Annotated in this window: 11 protein-coding genes and 3 pseudogenes; 9 read left to right on the top strand and 5 right to left on the bottom strand. The window is 69.0% G+C overall.

Annotated features, from left to right (window positions below; translation table 11 throughout):
- The 3 genes and pseudogenes from GA0115254_RS45450 to GA0115254_RS00880 all read left to right on the top strand — a co-directional run.
- A pseudogene (locus GA0115254_RS45450) lies at positions 1-121 on the top strand (ArsR family transcriptional regulator); the annotation flags it as partial.
- Positions 122-785: 664 nt separating this feature from the next.
- Positions 786-1,619 carry a PIG-L family deacetylase gene (locus GA0115254_RS00885; RefSeq protein WP_093893322.1) on the top strand — a complete coding sequence of 278 codons (834 nt, stop codon included), beginning with the start codon at positions 786-788 and terminating at the stop codon, positions 1,617-1,619.
- Between the two features lie 381 nt (positions 1,620-2,000).
- A complete protein-coding gene (locus GA0115254_RS00880) occupies positions 2,001-3,692 on the top strand; it encodes an acetolactate synthase large subunit (protein ID WP_218105495.1) in 1,692 nt (563 codons plus the stop codon).
- 323 nt (positions 3,693-4,015) lie between these two features.
- Here GA0115254_RS00880 and GA0115254_RS00875 read toward each other — a convergent pair whose 3' ends face one another.
- The 4 genes from GA0115254_RS00875 to GA0115254_RS00865 all read right to left on the bottom strand — a co-directional run bounded on the left by GA0115254_RS00875 (position 4,016) and on the right by GA0115254_RS00865 (position 10,527).
- Positions 4,016-4,198 carry a hypothetical protein gene (locus GA0115254_RS00875; RefSeq protein WP_093893321.1) on the bottom strand — a complete coding sequence of 61 codons (183 nt, stop codon included), beginning with the start codon at positions 4,196-4,198 and terminating at the stop codon, positions 4,016-4,018.
- A 26-nt stretch (positions 4,199-4,224) separates the two neighbouring features.
- Positions 4,225-4,353 (bottom strand): hypothetical protein, encoded by a 129-nt coding sequence (locus tag GA0115254_RS45445; RefSeq protein WP_256102330.1) that lies wholly within the window; start codon positions 4,351-4,353, stop codon positions 4,225-4,227.
- A gap of 112 nt (positions 4,354-4,465) precedes the next feature.
- The gene (locus GA0115254_RS00870) at positions 4,466-8,008 is read right to left on the bottom strand and encodes a glycoside hydrolase family 2 protein (RefSeq protein WP_093893320.1); all 3,543 of its coding nucleotides are present in this window, start codon (positions 8,006-8,008) and stop codon (positions 4,466-4,468) included.
- Between the two features lie 122 nt (positions 8,009-8,130).
- Positions 8,131-10,527 carry a ricin-type beta-trefoil lectin domain protein gene (locus GA0115254_RS00865; protein WP_093893319.1) on the bottom strand — a complete coding sequence of 799 codons (2,397 nt, stop codon included), beginning with the start codon at positions 10,525-10,527 and terminating at the stop codon, positions 8,131-8,133.
- A gap of 478 nt (positions 10,528-11,005) precedes the next feature.
- On the opposite strand from GA0115254_RS00865, the pseudogene GA0115254_RS00860 reads away from it, so the two are divergent.
- From GA0115254_RS00860 to GA0115254_RS00845, 5 genes and pseudogenes are all read left to right on the top strand, one after another.
- Positions 11,006-11,338 (top strand): annotated as a pseudogene (locus tag GA0115254_RS00860) (carbohydrate ABC transporter substrate-binding protein); the annotation flags it as partial.
- A pseudogene (locus GA0115254_RS45440) lies at positions 11,329-11,457 on the top strand (carbohydrate ABC transporter permease); the annotation flags it as partial. The pseudogenes GA0115254_RS00860 and GA0115254_RS45440, both read left to right, overlap by 10 nt.
- 403 nt (positions 11,458-11,860) lie before the next feature.
- Positions 11,861-12,853: a dihydroxyacetone kinase subunit DhaK gene (gene dhaK, locus GA0115254_RS00855; RefSeq protein ID WP_093893318.1), complete on the top strand. Its 993-nt coding sequence runs from the start codon at positions 11,861-11,863 to the stop codon at positions 12,851-12,853.
- Between the two features lie 20 nt (positions 12,854-12,873).
- The gene (gene dhaL / locus GA0115254_RS00850; protein WP_093893317.1) at positions 12,874-13,488 is read left to right on the top strand and encodes a dihydroxyacetone kinase subunit DhaL; all 615 of its coding nucleotides are present in this window, start codon (positions 12,874-12,876) and stop codon (positions 13,486-13,488) included.
- Complete coding sequence (locus tag GA0115254_RS00845) at positions 13,485-13,895, top strand: PTS-dependent dihydroxyacetone kinase phosphotransferase subunit DhaM (protein WP_093893316.1); 411 nt, start codon at positions 13,485-13,487, stop codon at positions 13,893-13,895. The genes dhaL and GA0115254_RS00845 overlap by 4 nt, the downstream gene beginning before the upstream one ends.
- Positions 13,896-14,002: 107 nt before the next feature.
- Here GA0115254_RS00845 and GA0115254_RS00840 read toward each other — a convergent pair whose 3' ends face one another.
- The gene (locus tag GA0115254_RS00840) at positions 14,003-17,431 is read right to left on the bottom strand and encodes a phosphodiester glycosidase family protein (protein WP_093893315.1); all 3,429 of its coding nucleotides are present in this window, start codon (positions 17,429-17,431) and stop codon (positions 14,003-14,005) included.
- Between the two features lie 315 nt (positions 17,432-17,746).
- Between GA0115254_RS00840 and GA0115254_RS00835 the strand changes: the two genes are divergently transcribed.
- Positions 17,747-18,268, top strand: a 522-nt coding sequence (locus GA0115254_RS00835; protein ID WP_107451286.1) for an NUDIX hydrolase, incomplete at its 3' end; no start/stop codon positions are given.

The following is an 18,268-nucleotide window of genomic DNA, read 5'->3' as shown; positions in this document are numbered from 1 at the left end:
GCCCTACCAAGACCGCGAGCAACGTCCCCTGGCCCGGCCCGACCGCGCTCGACCGGTGGCCCTCATCACCCGGATGTTCCCCCTGCTTCCCCGCACAACGGACAACGCGGACCAGGACTGAAAAGCCGCCGGCTGTTTCCCCGCCCGCTCGAGGAAATGACACGAAGCTGAGACAGAGGGCGCATGACATGGGGTGAGACAGCCTGAGAACCCGCTGGTCACAGAGGTGCCATATGTCACGGGCCGCGAGTTCCTGAAATGTGGGGTCTCAGATCCAGCTTCTCCGCGCTCTCTGCGTATCGACTGCACCGAGCAGAGACACGCAGGTCATCGGCGTCGGCCCGACGCCGATGACCGAGTAAATGCAGCAGCCGCTGAGACTGGTCCCGGCCGGCGAGATTGTGCAGCGACGAGACAACCCAGGTCAGAGCATCGGCGTATGCAGCAAGCCGCGAGACCCTGCAGAGGAAGCTGTAGGGTCTCAAATTTCGTGTCGGAATCTCACGGCTGGTGCCGGATGGAAGTCGGATCCGACGTGGCGCTAAGACATGCAGGTCACGCCTGCTCCTCGTTCGCGTCGAACGCCGACGCTTGGAAGGCCAAGCGGCCGCGCCGGGAACAGCCGGCCCGGCCGGTACGGTTGCATCGACCGAGGGACCGGCGCCGCACGGGCGGGGGACACGGAGACCACACGGTCGTCCGCCCCACCAGGATCCGGGCCCCGAGATCGCGATACGCCCGCCGCACACTCGGACCAAGACCTATTTCTGCAGGAGGACTGTTTCATGACTGACCGGCCCTTGACGCTCATGGCAGTACACGCCCACCCCGACGACGAGGCCACCGGAACCGGAGGGGTCCTCGCGCGGTACGCGGCGGAAGGTATCCGCACGGTTCTCGTGACGTGTACCGACGGCGGTTGCGGTGACGGACCGGAGGGAGTCAAGCCGGGCGATCCCGGGCACGATCCGGCGGCGATCGCCTTGATGCGCCGTCAGGAACTCGAGGCGAGCTGTGACGTCCTGAAGGTCAGCGATCTGGAGATGCTGGATTATGCCGACTCCGGGATGACGGGCTGGCCGAGCAACGACGCCCCCGGATCCTTCTGGCAGACCCCCGTGCAGGAAGGCGCGACCCGACTCGCGGAACTCATGCGGCACTACCGACCTGATGTGGTCGTCACCTACGACGAGAACGGCTTCTACGGCCACCCCGACCACATCCAGGCCCACCGCATCACGATGGCGGCGCTGGAGATGACCGAGCTGGCACCGAAGGTGTACTGGACCACGATGCCCCGCTCGATGATGCAGCGGTTCGGCGAGATCATGCGCGAGTTTCATGAGGACACGCCGGAGCCGGATCCTGCCGAGGCCGCCGCGATGGCCGAGATCGGCCTCCCCGACGATGAGATCACCACGTGGGTGGACACCACCACGTTCAGCGGTCAGAAGTTCGACGCGTTGGCCGCGCACGCCAGTCAGGGCGAGAACATCTTCTTCCTCAAGATGGGCAAGGAGAGGTTCGGCGAGTTGATGGGCATGGAGACCTTCGTACGTGTCCAGGACGCCACCGGCGCGGCCATACCCGAGAACGATCTCTTCGCCGGACTGCGCTGATCCGCCCGTCCGACCGGCGCTCCGGTCGAGGTCAGCGATATGTCGGGGACCGTACTCGCTCCCGGCATCGTTCATCTGACGGTGGTGAGCGATCTCACCGGCACGCAGGTCGTCGTACCCGGTCGGCGGTGCGTCGGTTGCAGGCGACGGAACAGTCATACGGTCCTCCCGGAGCCCTGCCCCCGCACCGTGCGCGGCGGCGCATCCACATCCGGCTCCAGCGTGCGGGCCGACCACGGCATCCACCATCACAACACCTCCGAATGGCGCCTACAGCGCTCACGGTGCCTGGGCTCAGGCGCGGGCCGGTACCCACCGCCGGCGGCCCCGGTCGCCGGATGATGAGTGGCCGGGCCAGGCGGGCGTGCCTAGGTTCGTCTCATGAGCACCGAAGGCGCGACGGGGTCGCGGGACACGGCGGCAGTGGAGGACGTCGCGCACCTGATGGTGCGTTGTCTGCGGGCCGAGGGCGTGAAGTATGTCTTCGGGATTCCAGGTGAGGAGAACATCCGCTTCGTCGACGCGTTGAACGGCTCCGGCATCCGTTACGTCTTGGTGCGCCACGAGCAGGCTGCCTCGTTCATGGCGGAGATCTACGGGCGGCTGACCGGCCGGGCCGGGGTGTGTTCGGCCACGCTGGGGCCCGGCGCGATCAATCTGCTGCTCGGTACCGCGGACGCCATGACCAACAGCGCGCCGATGGTGGCCCTGACCGCGCAGGGATCGCTGCGCCGTACCCACAAGGAGTCACACCAGGTCATCGACCTGGTCTCGATGTTCGCTCCCGTCACGCAGTGGGCGGCCCGCATCGAGTGTCCGGCCGCGGTGCCGGAGATGGTGCGCAAGGCGTTCAAGACCGCGCAGAGCGAGCGCCCCGGCGCCGTGTTCCTGGCGGTGCCCGAGGACATCGAAGCAGAGCGTCCAGCCGAGCAGCCGGCACCCTTGCAGATCGACGCGGTGCGCGCCGACGCGCCGTCTCCCTCCCAGGTCGGGCGGGCGGTCGAGGTGCTCACCGCTGCACGGCACCCCGTCGTGCTGGCGGGCCACGGTGCCGCCAGAGCCGGGGCCTCGGCCGCCCTGGTGCGGTTCGCCGAGCGGCTGAACATCCCGGTCGCGACCACGTTCCACGGCAAGGGCGTCTTCCCCGACGATCACCCGAACGCTCTCGGTGCGGTCGGCTTCATGCGTCACGACTATGGCAACTTCGGCTTCGACGCGGCCGACGTGCTGATCTGCGTGGGCTACGAGATCCAGGAGTTCGACCCGATCAAGCTCAACCCGAATGGCGACAAGCGGATCCTTCACGTGCATCGGTTCCCCGCCGAGGTGGACGCCCACTACCCGGTCGCGGTGGGCGTCGAAGGGGACCCCTCACAGGCGCTGGACGCACTGGCGGCAGCACTGCCCGACGGACTCACCTACGACTCGTCGAGCAGCGAGGAGATCCGTACGCTGCTCGACGAAGAACTCCAGTACGGACGCGAGAACGACGCGTTCCCCCTGGTGCCGCAACGCGTGGTCGCCGATGTCCGCACCGCGCTGGACCGCCACGACATCGTGCTCGCCGACACCGGCGCCGGAAAGATGTGGATGGCCCGCCTCTACCCCACCTACGAACCGGACACCTGCCTGGTCTCCAACGGACTGTCCACCATGGGCTTCTCACTACCGGGCTCCATCGCCGCCAAGCTCGCCCGGCCGGACCGACGAGTCCTGGCGATGATGGGCGACGGCTCGTTCCTGATGAACTCCCAGGAACTGGAGACTGCCGTCCGCGAACGAGTCCCGCTGGTCGTCCTCGTCCTGGTGGACGAGGAATACGGCCTGATCACCTGGAAGATGGAACTCGAACTCGGCCGCCACAGCCATACCCGATTCACCAACCCGGACCTGGTCGCCTATGCCGAAAGCTTCGGCGCACGCGGCTACGCGATCGCGGCCGCTGACCAGCTGCTGCCCGTGCTGCGCCACGCCCTCGACGACGACACGGTCTCCGTGATCGCCTGCCCCGTCGACTACTCCGAGAATCTGCGTCTGACCGACAGACTCGGCAGCCTCCAGGGCCCGTTCTGACCTGACGGCCCAGGTCTCGACGTAGTGCGAGTCGGCAGGGCCACCCGGCGCGCACCGCCTGGCAGCAACGGGATCGCCGTGACCCGCCGCTTGCTGCCGGCCTCGCAGGGCCCGGATTCGGTCCGCAGCGGCCAGAGTCCCTTCGGTGATTGACAGACCCCATGGACGCTTGACCACGATCAGACCGACATCACACATTCAAATTCAGTAACACGCCCGGCCGGCGACCGGCCTTCCATGTCTTCGCGGCTCTGGCGGAGGTCATCCGCGACCTCGCCGTCCGGGGCACCAACTCATGCTGTCCCGGGCAGCGGTTGACGGCATCAGGCGGTCGGCGTCGTCGGCACGGTCAGCGCGGAGCGCAGCGCCAGGTCGGCGTGTTCGAGGCTGTCCAGCAGGGTGATCCGGTCGGCCCTGGCGATCGGCACGGTGGAGGGAACGGCCAGCACCGAGCAGCCGGCGGCACACACGGAGGCGACCCCGGTCGCAGCGGGCCACCACCGCACCGACCGAACCGTCGGCCTCGATGACATCACCGACGGAGCAACGGCAGGAAGACGAGCAGCAGCACGTCCGGGGGCAGCTCTGCCTCACGACATTTGACCGCTCCCCTGCGCTCCACGAAGCGCAGATGCACCTCCCGCTGCCCCTCAGCCAGCACCGCCGTATCCCCTTCCGCAACATGTCTTCGGGATCAAGCCGGTACGCGTGGGCAGTCTCGCCGACGTCGTCCTGGTCACCCAGTCCTCCGGGCCGGTGGAGCGGGGCTCTTCTCAGGCCGGCTCCCCGTAAAGGATCACCTCCGCGATGCCCGCAACGCTCTGCGCGCCCCCGCCGCTGACCTGGGTGACGGTGATGCGTATCTGGCGCACGTTCGGCGCTGCGAAGAGCTCGGGGAGGGTGTACTGGCCGCTTCGGGTCAGGCCGGAGAGCGCCGTGTCCCAGGTGCTGCCGTCGCTCGAGGTCTGCAGGCCGAAGGTGTACCAGCTGCTGTCCTTGCCCCAATGGATGCGCACTCCGGCGAGGTCGTGGGCTGCGGCTAGTTCCGCGGTGAGCGTCTGGGGGACCGCCGGGGAGGCGGCGCTCCAGCCGGTGCCGAAGGTGATGTCGCCGTCGAAGGCCTTGTCGGGTTCGAAGCCGGTGGCGGCGCTGGACGCCGTGACAGTCTTGATCTGGTCGCGGGCGATCTTCGGCCCGGGGTCGGCCGGTGGTACACCGCCGCTGCCGCCGGGCGGGACCGCGCGGAACTCGCGGATCGAGGGCCACCAGTCACCGGCGCCGAGGATGTCGACGCGTACGTGACGCGTCGTGACCTGTACCTGATGGACGGCGGTGGTGACCGTCGTGGTGTTGTCATGCGCGTCGACGGTCGTCGTCCACGTGGCGCCGTCGTCAGACGTCAGGATCCGGTACTGGTAGGCGGTCTGGTCGGTCTCCCACAGGATCTGGAACTGCTCGAGCTCGGCCGACGCCCCGAGGTCGACCTGCCACCAGGCCGGGTCGGACCCGTCCCCCACCCACTTGGACTCCGCTGCGTCGTCCACCGCGTCGGCCGGTGCGTGTCCTGACTGGGCGGTGGAGGCGGTCGCCTCCTTGAACAGGGCCAGGTTCTGGGCGCCTTGGCTCTCCAGTGTGGAGATGTTCTTCCAGGTGGGGTGGGTGCCGTCGGCGACGTGGGTACCGGCGTACGGCTCGGTTCGCACGGTGTACTGGCCGCTGTCGAGGCCGGTCGACGTCGCGGTGAGGGTGAGGGAGCCGCCTGCGGTGCCGGTGGCGATCAGGGCGTAGCCGATGCCGCCCTGGGCCTTCTGCGTCTGGGCCGCGATCCGGGGAATGCTCTCGCCGATCAGCGTGCCGGTTCCGGTCACCTCGATGGCGAGGGTGGCGGAGGAGTCGGTGACGAGGGTGCCGTCGGCGTCGACGACCTTGATGTACACGGGGATCAGGTCGGAGCCGTCGGCGACGGGCCGGATCCGGTCGAGCAGTCCGGCGGCCATGCGCAGGCCGGCGGCCTCCTTCGCCGACAGGGTGCGGCCGCGCTGCACACCAGCCAGATCGACGAGTTTCTCCGCCTGTCCAGGCTCGACCCGGTCCAGCAGCTTGCGTGCCGCCTTCTTCCCGTCTTGCGAGCTGTCGCCCAAGGTGAAGGCCAGCAGGTCGATGAGCGCGGCCCGGCCGCCCGCGTCGTCGGCGACGACCTCCAGGCGGTGCGCTGCACCAGGGGTGTTGACGTGGTGGGTCGCGGCGAGTATGTCGCCCAGGTAACCCTCGGCGCTGAGTTCTCCGGCGGCGAACTGCGCCAGGGTGAACGTGTAGTACGGGCTGCCGCCCTTGGCCGCCACGTTCGGTGCGGTCGCGGCGTTGTCGGCACGGGTCTGCTCGCCGACGAGCCGGCCGTTCTGGTACAGCAGGACGCGGTCGGTGTTGCTGAAGACCCGCACCTTCTTCTCGGAGTCGGCGGTGTGGGCGCTGGCGACAAAGACCATCGGGCCGCCGTGGTTCGAATTGTGGGCCGGCTGCATGGACTTGAGCCAGTGGTAGCAGTACTTGGGGTAGCGGTCGATGTCGACGGCGCCGGACTTCTGGTAGACGTCGTTGGTGCCGTAGTCCTCAAATACCCACAGGAAGTAGCCGCCGATTCGGTTGTTGGCGTCGAGACCGCCCCAGTCCCAGTAGCCGTCGCCGTTCAAGTAACCCTGGCGAACGACGACTTGGTCCACCATCGCGCTCTCGCCGGCTGCCCGGTCGGTGCGGCTGGGGTCCTCCCAGTCGCCCCACTCGCGGGTCAGGAAGGGCACGTTCGGCGCGGGATCCGAGCCGTCGGTGTTGACGACCTTGTAGTCGACGTCGTACTCGCCGCCCCAGATCCCGTAGTCCGCGGAGGTGAACATCTGGTCGCCCGGCATCTCGGCGTGCGCGACAGAGTCGGCCTCCTTGGCCCACCACTGCGGGTAGTGGGTCTCGTTGAGAGAGGTCTCCCACAGGATCACCGAGGGGTGGTTGCGGTCCCGCCGGATCATCGTGGCGATGTCGCGATACGTACGGGAGACGAAGGTCTGATCACCGCTCCAGTACTGCCAGCCCGGCTCGCAGGCCACGACGAGGAGACCGAGTTCGTCGCAGGCGTCGAGGAAGGCCACATCGTGCGGGTAGTGCGCGGCCCGCACGGCGTTGAACCCGCCGAGCTTCAGCCGGAGTGCCTCGCGGTACTTCATCGAGGCCGGGGCGGCGTCGCCGATGTAGGCGTAGTTCTGGTGGCAGTTGGCGCCGCGCAGGTACAGCCGCTCGCCGTTGAGGTAGAACCCGTCCGCCTTGTAGTCGATCCGCCGGATTCCGGTCCGCGTGGTGACCGTATCGACCAGGCGGCCGTCGACGAAGACTTGGCTGACCAGCCGGTAAAGATAGGGGGAGTCGGGATGCCACATGTGCGGCCGGGCCACGCTCAGGGTCTGGGTGAACGCGCGGCCGTCCTTCCCGGAGATCGTCCCGGTGTCCGTGGCGTGTCCGACGGCGGTGCCCTCGGCGTCGTACAACGCCGTGGTCAGTCTGATCCGGGCGGCGTCGGCCGTCTCGTTCACCACATGCGTCTTGACCTGAGCGGTCGCCCGGAGCGCGGTCGCCTTCGGGTACGAGACGAAGACTCCGCCGCCGGCGACAAGGTCCTCCTGCAGCGGATCGGAGATGTGCACCCGGTCCGTCATCCGGAGCGTGACGCCTCGGTAGATGCCGCCGAAGGTAAGGAAGCCCAGTTGGGTGCGGGGTTTGCCGGGCGGGGTGAGCGGTTCGTCGAGGTTCGACACCCGTACGGCGAGGACGTTGTCGCCGTCGAACCGGACCTTGCCGGTGATGTCCACGACGAAGCCCGTGTAGCCGCCCTGGTGCTCGGCGACCTTCTCACCGTTCAGGTAGACGACACAGCCGGTCTGGACACCATCGAACACCACGCTCAACCGCCGCCCTCCGTCCTGCGGATCGAGGCGGAAGTACCGCCGGTACCAGCCGATCCCCGCGAACACGTCGTACACCGAGGGGTGTTTGCGCTCCAGCCGCATCGTGTGCGGCAGCGACACCGCGGCCCACTGCGCGTCGTCGAAGCCGGGCTTGTGGGCACCGGAGACGTCCTCCCGCCAGAAGGCCCAGCCGGTGTTGAAGTTCAGCACCCGGCGCCCGCCCCGGCCGGCGCCGTCGGACACAGACGACACCCCTCCGCCCGGCTCGGCGGCGGCCCGCCCCGCGGGTACCAGCGCGGCGCCCACACCGGCCAGGCCGGCCACGAGCACGCCCCGACGTCTCACGCCATTCATGTTGTCGATCACGGCCTGCTCCTTCGATGCATGCTCCGGCGAAAGTGAGGTGTGGTGCGACGACTACCGGACCGTCCGTACCGCCGTCGCACCACACCGATCGGGTCAGGCGCAGACGCGCGCCCCATGCCCCGCTACGGCAGGGTCCAGCGCTGATTCACCGCCGTGCCGTCGCAGTCCTGGATCACCAGCTGCTGCGCCGCGTCGGATCCGGGCACCGCGAGGCACCGCCCGGACTGCTGGCCCTGGAGCGTGCCGTCGGCCTGGGGCACCCACTGCTGGTTGCCTCCGCCGTTGCACTCCCACAGTTCGACCGGGGAGCCGTTGCCGGTGCCCGCTCCGGTGACGTCCAGGCACCTGCCGGTCGAACTGCCCAAGCGCAGCCGGCCGTTGCCCCACCACCACGTCTGCGCGGCGCTGCCGTCGCAGTCGCCCGCCAGCACCCGGGTGCCGTCGGCTTCGGCGCCGCTCTCCGCTTCGAGGCAGGTGCCGGTCAGGCCCGAGGTGACGGGGCCGAGGTGCTGCGGCGACGGTGCGCCCGGGGTGAGGTCGAAGTTGTCGAACTGCTGGGTCTGATAGCCCGTGACCCCGAGCCCGGCCTGGCCGCTGCTGAGCGAGTAGTCGGTCACGCTGCCGAGCTCCTTGCCGTCCACGGAGGCGGTCAGCTTCGTGTCCTGCAGGGTGAAGGCGACTGTGTGCCATTTGTTCAGGCCGAGGGTGTCGGTCCGTCCCCCGGTGAGCCGGGTGAACTTCCACGTGGTGTCGCTCTTGTCGATCGACCAGGTGCCGTTGTTGCTCACGCGGAGGTGGTACGCGTTCAGGCCGTTGTTGTTGCGGCCCTGCTGACCGACCCGGCCGAGGAGTTCCACCGTGCCCTTCTCGCTGAACAGGGCGTCCGCGGTGACGGTGTAGTTGGACCAGGACCCCTCGCCCATGATCGAGTACGGGGCGTTGTAGGGCTCATCGGTCCACCGGATCGGGCTGGACGGCGCCATCTGGCGCAGACAGGTGCCGGAGCGGCCGCCGGCACACGCCGTGGTCTCGAAGGCGCCGTTCATGTCGGTGAAGTAGCGGGGGCTCTTCGAGGCGGCTCGCTTGTCGAAATTGTCGGAGTAGGGCAGCTGCAGCGCGGCCTTGGCCGGGGACGTCGCGGTGCCCTTGCCCTGGCCGCTGGTCGTCGTGAGGGTGTAGACGCGCCCGGGCTCCAGGGTCAGCGAGTACGAACCGTTCACGGGCGTGATGTCCACGCCCCGGACGAAGTCGTCATCGGTGCCGGACGACTTCACATCGGTGGACCAGACGTGGACCGTTCCGGTCGGGAGCCCACCCCGGACGGTGAGGTCTACCGTCTGCTCCGCGGTGGCGTCCATCGTCTCGATGACAGTGGAGTAGTCGGAGCCGTCGTGCGACTTCAGCGAAACGTAGCTGCCGTTGGAGCGGTCACCGCCCAGATAGCCGCTCGCCGAGTCGATGTAGCTCCAGCCGGGCCGGGTGAACTGGGCGGTATGCGCGGTCACCCAGGTCGTCGCACCGATGTGGTAGGCGCCGGACCACGGCTGGTTGGCGATCGACATGCCGTCCGTGGAGAAGAAGAGGTTCGGGTAGAGCGAGGCGATCACCGGCCAGTTGACGAACGCCGTCATCTTGCCGTCGATGTAGTCGCGGTTGATCGCGCGGGCCACGGCCTTGGCTCCGCCGTCGGTGTCGAGGGACCCGTTCTCGCTGGCCCACAGCGGCTTGTCCATGGACTGGGCCACGTCGCTGGAGGGGCATGAGGTGAAGGCGCTCTGGTACCCGCAGGGGTAGTGCGATCCGATGACGTCGACGGCGTCCTTGAACTCGCTGTCCTTGGCCATCGCGTCGGCGACGTCCCAGCCGAAGCTCTCGGCCGCGACGACCTTGGTGCGGTAACCCTTCGCCATGAGCGTCGACTTGAGCTGCTTGAACCAGTCGGCGTCCCAGCCCCGCTCGTTCCAGCCGCCCACGTAGTCGATGGTCAGCCCGTGCTTCTTCGCGCAGCCGAACCAGGACATCAGATAGTCGATCATGTCCTGGGACCAGAAGTTGCCGTTGCCGATCCACCCCGGCGCCCCCCAGGACAGGGCCTGCAGCGTGATGTGGGGGTTGCGGGCCTTGGCCTGTTCGGCGAGCCACCACTCGTAGCCGCTGTTGCAGTCCACCTTGGCGCGGGTATGCATATGGCTGGGCTCGGCGCCGTCGGTGGAGTTGGTGTCGCCGCCCACTTCCAGCTTCAGGAACTGCAGGGACGCGCCGTAGCCCGGTTTGAAGAGGTAGTCGAGGATCCGGCTGCGCTGCGGCTCGGGGTAGTCGATCAGCAGCCGCGAGTTTCCGCCGCCGCCGCTGATCGCGCCGATGCCGTCGAAAGTGCGGCCGGGCTGAGTACCGTCGACGGTGACGGCCGTACTGGTGGCAGCGTGGGCGGGCGGTGCGCCCCAGCCCGTCACGGCACCGAGGAGCAGGGCCAGGAGCACCGCGAACAGCGCCGGCCTCCACTTGCTTGTCCAGGTCATGTCGACTCCGAGGTGGAAGGGGAGTGCGTGATCGTTCCGACAGACACCGACTGTGATGTTCGGTTGTGGTGGATTACTGGAGGCGCAGACAACACCATCCGCACCCGCGTCGGGCTACGAATCATCGGAGCTCGACCCCGTCGAGTTCTATCCCTGCGACTCAGGTGATGCCATGGAGGATTGTCGAACGGCCTTGGACTTCTGTCCTCCACGTCGCCAACTCGCTGTAAAACATGGCCATTTACGGAAAGCGCTTTCTCCAGAGCTAAGCGACCAGGTCGGGCGGCCGTACGGCGAAACGGAGTCGACCTGTCCGATCTCCCGTGCCAGCCACCCACCGGGAAAGGTGCACCAAAACCCTGATGTTCGACCAGCCGAACAGCTCTCATGGGCGCCGATGTTCGATCGTGTTCCGTTCTGAGTGACCATGTGGACCGCGACGATGCAATCAGCCTTCCCTCCGCCTTCAGGAGCCGTCATGAGATTCCCTCCCGCCGCCACCTCCGCCCACGGCCCCCGGCGCCGCACCATCCTGCGCGGACTGGGCGGGACGGCGGCCCTGGGCGCGGGCATCCCGCTGCTCGGCGCGTGCGGCGGCAGCACCTCGGGGTCGTCCGACCCGAACACGGTCACCCTCGGCTCCGGTGCCTCCGACGCCGTACCGAAGAAGGCATTCGCCGACGTCTACGCCGAGTTCACCCAGCGCTCCGGCATCAAAGTCGAGGTCAACACCAAGGACCACAACACCTTCCAGGAGCAGATCAACTCATATCTGCAGGGAACACCGGACGACATGTTCGGCTGGTTCGCCGTTTCGCGTCGTCGTGCGTCGCGTTCTGCGTCAGCCGGTTCGACTTCCGCCTCAACCTCACGCTGCTGCCCGTCTTCACCGCCGGCAACCTGCTCCCCCAGCAGGTCATCCCCCTGCCGGGATGGCACTACGGCCGTCCGCACAGCGAACGCCGCTTCGCAATCCCTCCCGCCGCAAGCAAGGGGCTGGAATGTCCCCATACACCACGTGCTGACGAGGCCCGGTGTACACATAGACGCCGACGTCCGGCCACAACCGAACGCATCCTGATTAGGACCTGGGCGCGCCCATCACGTTCTCGCACGTGCCCTTCGCTGCCGCAAGGCCGATACTGCCGACAGGAGCAGGTCAGCCGAGACCCGCCCGACCAACCTGACGATCAGTCACCAAAGCCGGCATCAATACCGCCGGAACCCGCTCACGACCGCCACGGACAGCCTAGGTCACGATCTACCCATACCTACTCTGAACAGCGAAAACACAGGACAACAACCCGCTTTCTGACCTGCCTGGGAGATACCCATGAGAATGCTCATCAACGTCCCCGAAACCGTTGTCGCGGACGCGCTGCGAGGTATCGCCGCCGCGCACCCCGAGCTGACCGTGGATGTCGAGAATCGTGTCGTCGTACGGCGTGACGCGCCCGTGGCCGGGAAGGTGGCGCTCGTCTCCGGGGGCGGGTCCGGGCACGAGCCGTTGCATGCGGGGTTCGTCGGGCCCGGGATGCTGTCCGCGGCCTGCCCGGGAGAGGTGTTCACCTCGCCGGTGCCGGATCAGATGGTGCGGGCGGCCGCCGCGGTCGACAGTGGGGCGGGGGTGTTGTTCGTCGTCAAGAACTACACCGGTGACGTGCTGAATTTCGAGATGGCCGCCGAGCTCGCCGAGGACGAGGGCGTGCAGGTCACCCAGGTGCTCGTCAATGACGACGTGGCGGTGACCGACAGTCTGTTCACCGCGGGGCGGCGGGGCACGGGCGCGACCCTGTTCGTCGAGAAGATCGCCGGGGCGGCGGCCGAGGAAGGTGCGCCGCTGGAGCGGGTGGAGGCCATTGCCCGGCAGGTGAATGAGGCATCGCGAAGTTTCGGGGTGGCACTCAGCGCCGTCACCACGCCCGCCAAGGGGTCCCCCACATTCGATCTGCCGCCGGGCGAGCTGGAGCTGGGGATCGGAATTCATGGCGAGCCGGGTCGGGAGCGGCGTCCGATGATGACGTCACGGGAGATCGCGGACTTCGCCGTGGACGCGGTCCTGGAGGACCTGCAGCCGCGTGGACCCGTGATCGTGCTGGTCAACGGGATGGGTGCGACGCCGCTGCTGGAGCTGTACGGGTTCAATGCCGAGGTGCAGCGAGTGCTGACCGAGCGGGGTGTGGTGGCGGCTCGTACGCTCGTGGGGAACTATGTGACCTCGCTCGACATGGCGGGCTGCTCGGTGACGCTCTGCCAGGTGGACGAGGAGCTGCTGCGCCTCTGGGACGCGCCGGTGGAGACGCCTGCGCTGCGCTGGGGCCGTTGACCCGCCGACAAGGAGATCATGTGCTCGACGCCGACTTCTTCCACCGCTGGATGACCGCGGCCGCGGCTTCCGTGGACCGCGAGGCGAACCACCTCACCGAGCTCGACTCGGCGATCGGGGACGCCGATCACGGCAGCAATCTGCAGCGCGGATTCGCCGCAGTGAAGGCAGCCCTGGACAAGGAGCCGCCGCAGACGCCGGGGGCCGTGCTGATGCTCGCCGGACGACAGCTGATCGCGACGGTCGGCGGGGCTTCGGGCCCGTTGTACGGAACGCTGTTGCGACGCACCGGTAAGGCTCTGGGCGACGCGCCCCGGGTCGCACGGCCGCAGCTGGCGGAGGCGCTCGGGGTGGGCGTCGCCGCCGTGGCCCAGATGGGCGGGGCGCAGGCCGGGGACAAGACGATGCTCGATGCGCTGCTGCCGGCCGCCGAGGCGCTCGGTACCTCGTTCGGCGCCGCCCGGGAGGCGGCGGACGCGGGAGCGCTGGCGACGGTACCGATGCTGGCCCGCAAGGGCAGGGCGAGTTATCTGGGTGAGCGCAGCATCGGGCACCAGGATCCGGGTGCGACGTCCTCCGCCCTGCTGATCGCCACACTGGCCGAGACCGACGGTGCCAGTGGCGGTGACGCGTGAGCGGCGGGAAGCAGGTCGGGATCGTGCTGGTCTCGCACAGCGGCCCGGTGGCCGAGTCCGTCGCCGAGCTGGCCAGGGGTCTCGCGGCAGGTGGTGCGACCGCTCCGGTGGCCGCCGCCGGTGGCACTCCCGCGGGTGGACTCGGGACCAGTGCCCAGCTGATCGCCGAGGCGGCCAGGCAGGTGGACGGCGGAGCGGGGGTGGCGATACTGGTCGACCTGGGCAGCGCGGTACTCACGGTCAAGACGATGCTGGCCGAGGGGGACGAACTGCCGGACGGCTCGCGGCTGGTGGACGCGCCGTTCCTGGAGGGTGCGGTGGCTGCCGTGGTCACCGCTTCGGCGGGCGGCGATATCGCGGCGGTGGAGGCTGCGGCGTCGGAGGCCCACGAGTACCACAAGGTGTAGGCAGACGGGTTCCGCGGTCGTGAGGCCGCCCCGCACCTGTGTCCATGGGTGGTGCGGGGCGGCCCGGGGCCTGTCCGGCTGTGATCGCCGGACAGGCCCGTGGTCCGTCAGGCCGCCGACGCGGCCCCGGCTGCCTCGATTCTGATCTGCACCTTCTGTGTCGTTCCGTTGACCGTCACAGCGAGCGTGATCGTGCCCGGTCGGAGCGCGGTGAGGGTGCCGGTGGACGGGTCGAGGACTGCCGTGTGGCGGTGGCGGGCGTCGTCCGGGTCGCCGATGTGGACGTTCGGGGATCCGGTCCAGTCCGCGGCCAGCGGGAAGCCGACCGGGACGCTGCGGGTGCCCTGGGTGACGGTCGCCGTGACTCTCGTACGGCTTCCGTCGCCGAGGACCGGCGGTGCTTCGATCGCCAGGGCGTCGACATGCGCTCGGGTCTGTACGGAGACCCAGTCGGGCCCGCCCTGCCACGGCCGCTGCCGCGCCGCTCCCTGTTCTCCGGGCGTGATGTGGTCGGCGCCGACCAGCGACCAGCCGGTGAAGCCGCCCTCGTCCGCCGGTCCGGCCGGTGCCTTGCCGGAGTTGCCGTTGATCAGATACGGTACTCCGTCGACGTGCGAGGCGTGGAAGACCCCGACATGGCTGCCGATGAAGGCCGCGCCCTTGCCCGTCGTACGGCGGAAGTCGGCGAGCCACTGTTCGACGAGGGCCGCCTCCTTGCGGTCCCCGAGCTGGCTGCCCTTCTGCACGGTCGGGTCGCGCGGCGGCACGTGCTCGATCAGCATGACCGATTCCACGGTCCGGTCCTCCGCCGCCGCGTCCAGCTGGGCGCGGAGCTGCTTGATCTGGGCGAAGCCTCCGCCGCGCAGGCTGAGGCTGGATGTGTCGAGCGTGACGAAGCGGGTGCCCTTGTGGTCGAACGTCCGCTGGGCGGGCCCGAATTCGGTGACGAAATTGTCGATCCTGCCGCCCATCACTTCGTGATTGCCCGGTACGTAGTACCAGGGCAGCGAGTCACCGAGTTCCTCAGTGAGGATCCGGTGGGCGAAGGCCAGGTCGGCGGGCGATCCCTCGTCGACGAGGTCGCCGTTGATCACGAGGAAGTCCGGGCCGGCCGCCTTGATCTCGCGCAGCGTGCGCCGCGCCTGGGTGACGATTGCGCTGTCCGGGTCGCGGGCGACGAACTGGGCGTCCGACATCACCGCGAACCGCCAGTCCCTGCGCTCGGTCACGGCTTCCGGGTCGATCAACGGGTCGGGGGAAGTCGCCTGTCCGGGAAGGTCGACGGTTGGCGGCACCTGCGCGGTGAGCTCGTCGATGACGATCTCACCCGTGTACTGCTTGGCGGCCGCGGTCTCCGCGAGGTAGAAGCGGGACACGGAGAGCGGCATGGCAGCTCCCGGCGGTACTGCGAAGGTGACTTGCCGCCAGCCGGTCCAGGTGACGTACGGTCCGCGCAACAGCTGGTCGGAGCCTGCGGCGTCCTTGAGGTGCAGGGTCGGCCAGGCGCCCTTGCCGTCGCCCTTGATCCACAGCTTGAACGACTGGGGCTGGCCGGGCACGGTGACCGGCTGGGGCGGGGTGGCGTAGGCGGCGCGGGTCGCGGTGGACTGGGTGAAGTCGTAGATGAGCTTCAGTCCGGTGCCGGTGTGGCCGTCGGGCGTGGCGGCGAGGGAACCGCTCGCCCGGGCCTGGCTGAACTTCCATGACCCTGCGTCGTCGAAGGAGGAGACTGCCTGCTCGGTGAGGCCGACGCTGACGGCGAGGACCGTGGTGGTGCCGGCCACGGTTGCCTTGATCTGTCCGGCGCCGGTGCCGGTGCGTGAGGTGACGGTGAAGGAGCCCTGGCCGTCGTCGCGGATGTCGAAGAGTGCGTGGTCGTAGTCGAGGGTGATGTCGCGCGGTTCGACGGGGGCACTGGTGCCGTGGGCATCGAGTCCGACGATGCCGAACGTGCCGGTGGCCTCGGCGTCGGCGAGGCCCACGCGCTGGGTGGTCGGCTCGATCCGGGCGAGCTTGTCGAGAACGGTCAGGGATGTGCTGCCGCGCGCCGGTCCGTGTTCGGCTCGTACGCCGGTGGTGCCGCTGCGGCGCGCGGTGAACAGCCCGTTGCCGTCCACCGTACCGACGGCGCCCCGCGTCGTACGCCAGCGCGGGTCGCCGTCGGCTGGGCCGTACGTCTCGTCGTATCCGGTCGCGGTGAGGCGTCGGGTGAGTCCGGGGAAGACACGGTCGGGGTGGCCGCCCTTCACGGGGTCTGCGCCCGGTGCGGAACCGGCGGGAGTACGGGGCTGGACCCAGAAGCCCCTGAGCCGGCCGCTGCCGTCGGGGGCAGTGAGGGCGAGGCCGTTGGGGACGGTGCGTTCGCTGCCGTCGGACGGGCTGTTCTCCACCCGGAGCGCGTCGCTGCCGGGCTCGCGCACGACGAGGGTCGACGATCCGCCGCCGTCCAGATTGAGTGCGCTGTACGAGCCGGCGCGCCGCATCATCAGACCGAGTTCGGTGAGGGTGACGCCGCCGCTGTCGGCCTGCCGCCCGTCGACGGTGAGGATCTGCATGGTCCGGCCGTCCTTGGAGAAGCCGACGGCGGTGCGGGGCGCCGCGGTGTTGTTGCCCTCGCCGTCATGGTTCTGTGCGGCTCCGTCGACGACGAGAAGTTCACGGCCGCCGACCGCGGTGCGCGGCACGGGGCCACTGTCGGTGCGTGCCCGGTAGGTCAGGGACACCGGGTCGCCGGGCTTCAGTGCGTCGAGTGCGACGGCCCCGGCTTCACGGCCGACCAGGACGGTGGTGTCGTCGGGGACGGCTCCCGATCCGGGGGTGTCCGAGACGGTGACGACCTTGCCGTCCCGCACGACCGCTTCGGTGACCGGGGTCGCGTTGTCCACGGTCAGGGCACGGTCGGCGGTTCCCCAGGCGGAGGTGTACGCGCCGACTCCCCCGGCAGGCACATTGGCGGCGTTGTACGCGGCGAGCGGCTGCTGCCCGGCGGGCAGGGTGAGCGTCCCCTCGAAGTACAGGCTCAGGATGCGGCCGGCGCTGTCGGGGCCGATGCCGACGGCCCGGTTGATTCCCGGAGCGGGCGACTGGACGGTGATCCCGTCCTTGATGCCGATCCCTTCCGGCGCACCGGTCTGGTTGATGTCGAAGAAGTCTGCGTTGATCGCGGCGACGGTACGCCGGCCACGGCCCGCGTCGTGGCCGGCGGCGAGTTCGGAGACCGTGCGCCGGTCGGAGACCTTGCCGGTGGAGAGGTAGTCGGCGTGTACGCCGGTGCCGGTGAGGTCGACGGAGAGGGAGTCGACCCGCAGCCACTTGTCGGATTCGAGCCGGTCGTACGAGTCGATGCGGACACCCGGGGCGATCGGGCGCGACGTACGAGCGGTCTCGATACCGTCGCCGTCCACGACCGATCCGGATTCCCCTGCCGGGTTGCTCGCGGGCGGCGGGGCGACCGGTCTGAGGACTTCGGCGGAGGTACGGGGACGGGGGTCGGGGGTCGAATCGGCGAGTGCGGGAGAGACCGCACCCATCGTCATCGCGCAGACCGTCGCGACCAACGCGAGCGGGCGCGCGACCGTCCCGTACCCTCGCGCCGCCCTCCGGCGCGGTCCGGTCGTCTTGCCGACTATGCCAAGGACCACAAATCCTCCTGGAATTCCGATGGTTGCGCGGCTCGGCCCGGGGGCAGAAAGCGCTGTCGGCGGACAGCATGGCCGCGCGCACAGCCGCGCACCAGGGGGCATCGGGAACCTCAGGGGGAACAGGGCGCGTCGACTCGATGACGGCGTTGATCAACGGGAAAGGGGTGTCGTCCGTGGCGGCGTACGGTACCGGGGCGCAGACTTGACGGCATGCCATCCCGGAAACGCGCCACACGCAGTGCGGGTCTCCTTCTGTTCCGCCGACCGGGCGGGGCCTCGTACGACAGTGCCGGTTTCGAGGTGCTCATCGGGCATATGGGCGGCCCGTTCTGGGCGGGCCGCGAGAGCGCGGCGTGGTCGATCCCCAAGGGTGAGTACGGCCCTGCCGAGGAACCTGCGGCCGCAGCCCGCCGTGAGTTCGAGGAGGAGTTCGGCCGTCCGGCGCCGGACGGTGAGTGGGTGGCGCTCGGTGAGGCCCGTCAGTCCGGCGGCAAGACCGTGTCGGTGTGGGCGATGGAGGCTGATCTGGATGCTGCGGCGGCCGTTCCCGGGACGTTCACCATGGAGTGGCCGAGGGGGTCCGGTGTGCTGCGCGAGTTCCCGGAGATCGACCGGTTCGCCTGGTGCACGCCCCAGGAGGCCGCGGAGCGGCTCGTCACGGGCCAGCGGATCTTCCTCGAAAGGCTGCGGGAACACGTGGAGTACGGGCGGGTGACGCCCGCTCAGGACGGG

This window comes from Streptomyces sp. Ncost-T10-10d, from assembly GCF_900091955.1.
GTDB lineage: Bacteria > Actinomycetota > Actinomycetes > Streptomycetales > Streptomycetaceae > Streptomyces.
This window is presented reverse-complemented; position numbering and strand designations above follow the sequence as displayed.

What these genes read in the sequence shown, in the direction of transcription:
- GA0115254_RS00885 (WP_093893322.1), top strand. Translation starts at nt 786, where the DNA reads ATGACTGACCGGCCCTTGACGCTCATGGCAGTACACGCCCACCCCGAC.
- GA0115254_RS00880 (WP_218105495.1), top strand. Translation starts at nt 2,001, where the DNA reads ATGAGCACCGAAGGCGCGACGGGGTCGCGGGACACGGCGGCAGTGGAG.
- GA0115254_RS00865 (WP_093893319.1), bottom strand. Translation starts at nt 10,527, where the DNA reads ATGACCTGGACAAGCAAGTGGAGGCCGGCGCTGTTCGCGGTGCTCCTG.
- dhaK (WP_093893318.1), top strand. Translation starts at nt 11,861, where the DNA reads ATGAGAATGCTCATCAACGTCCCCGAAACCGTTGTCGCGGACGCGCTG.
- GA0115254_RS00840 (WP_093893315.1), bottom strand. Translation starts at nt 17,431, where the DNA reads ATGACGATGGGTGCGGTCTCTCCCGCACTCGCCGATTCGACCCCCGAC.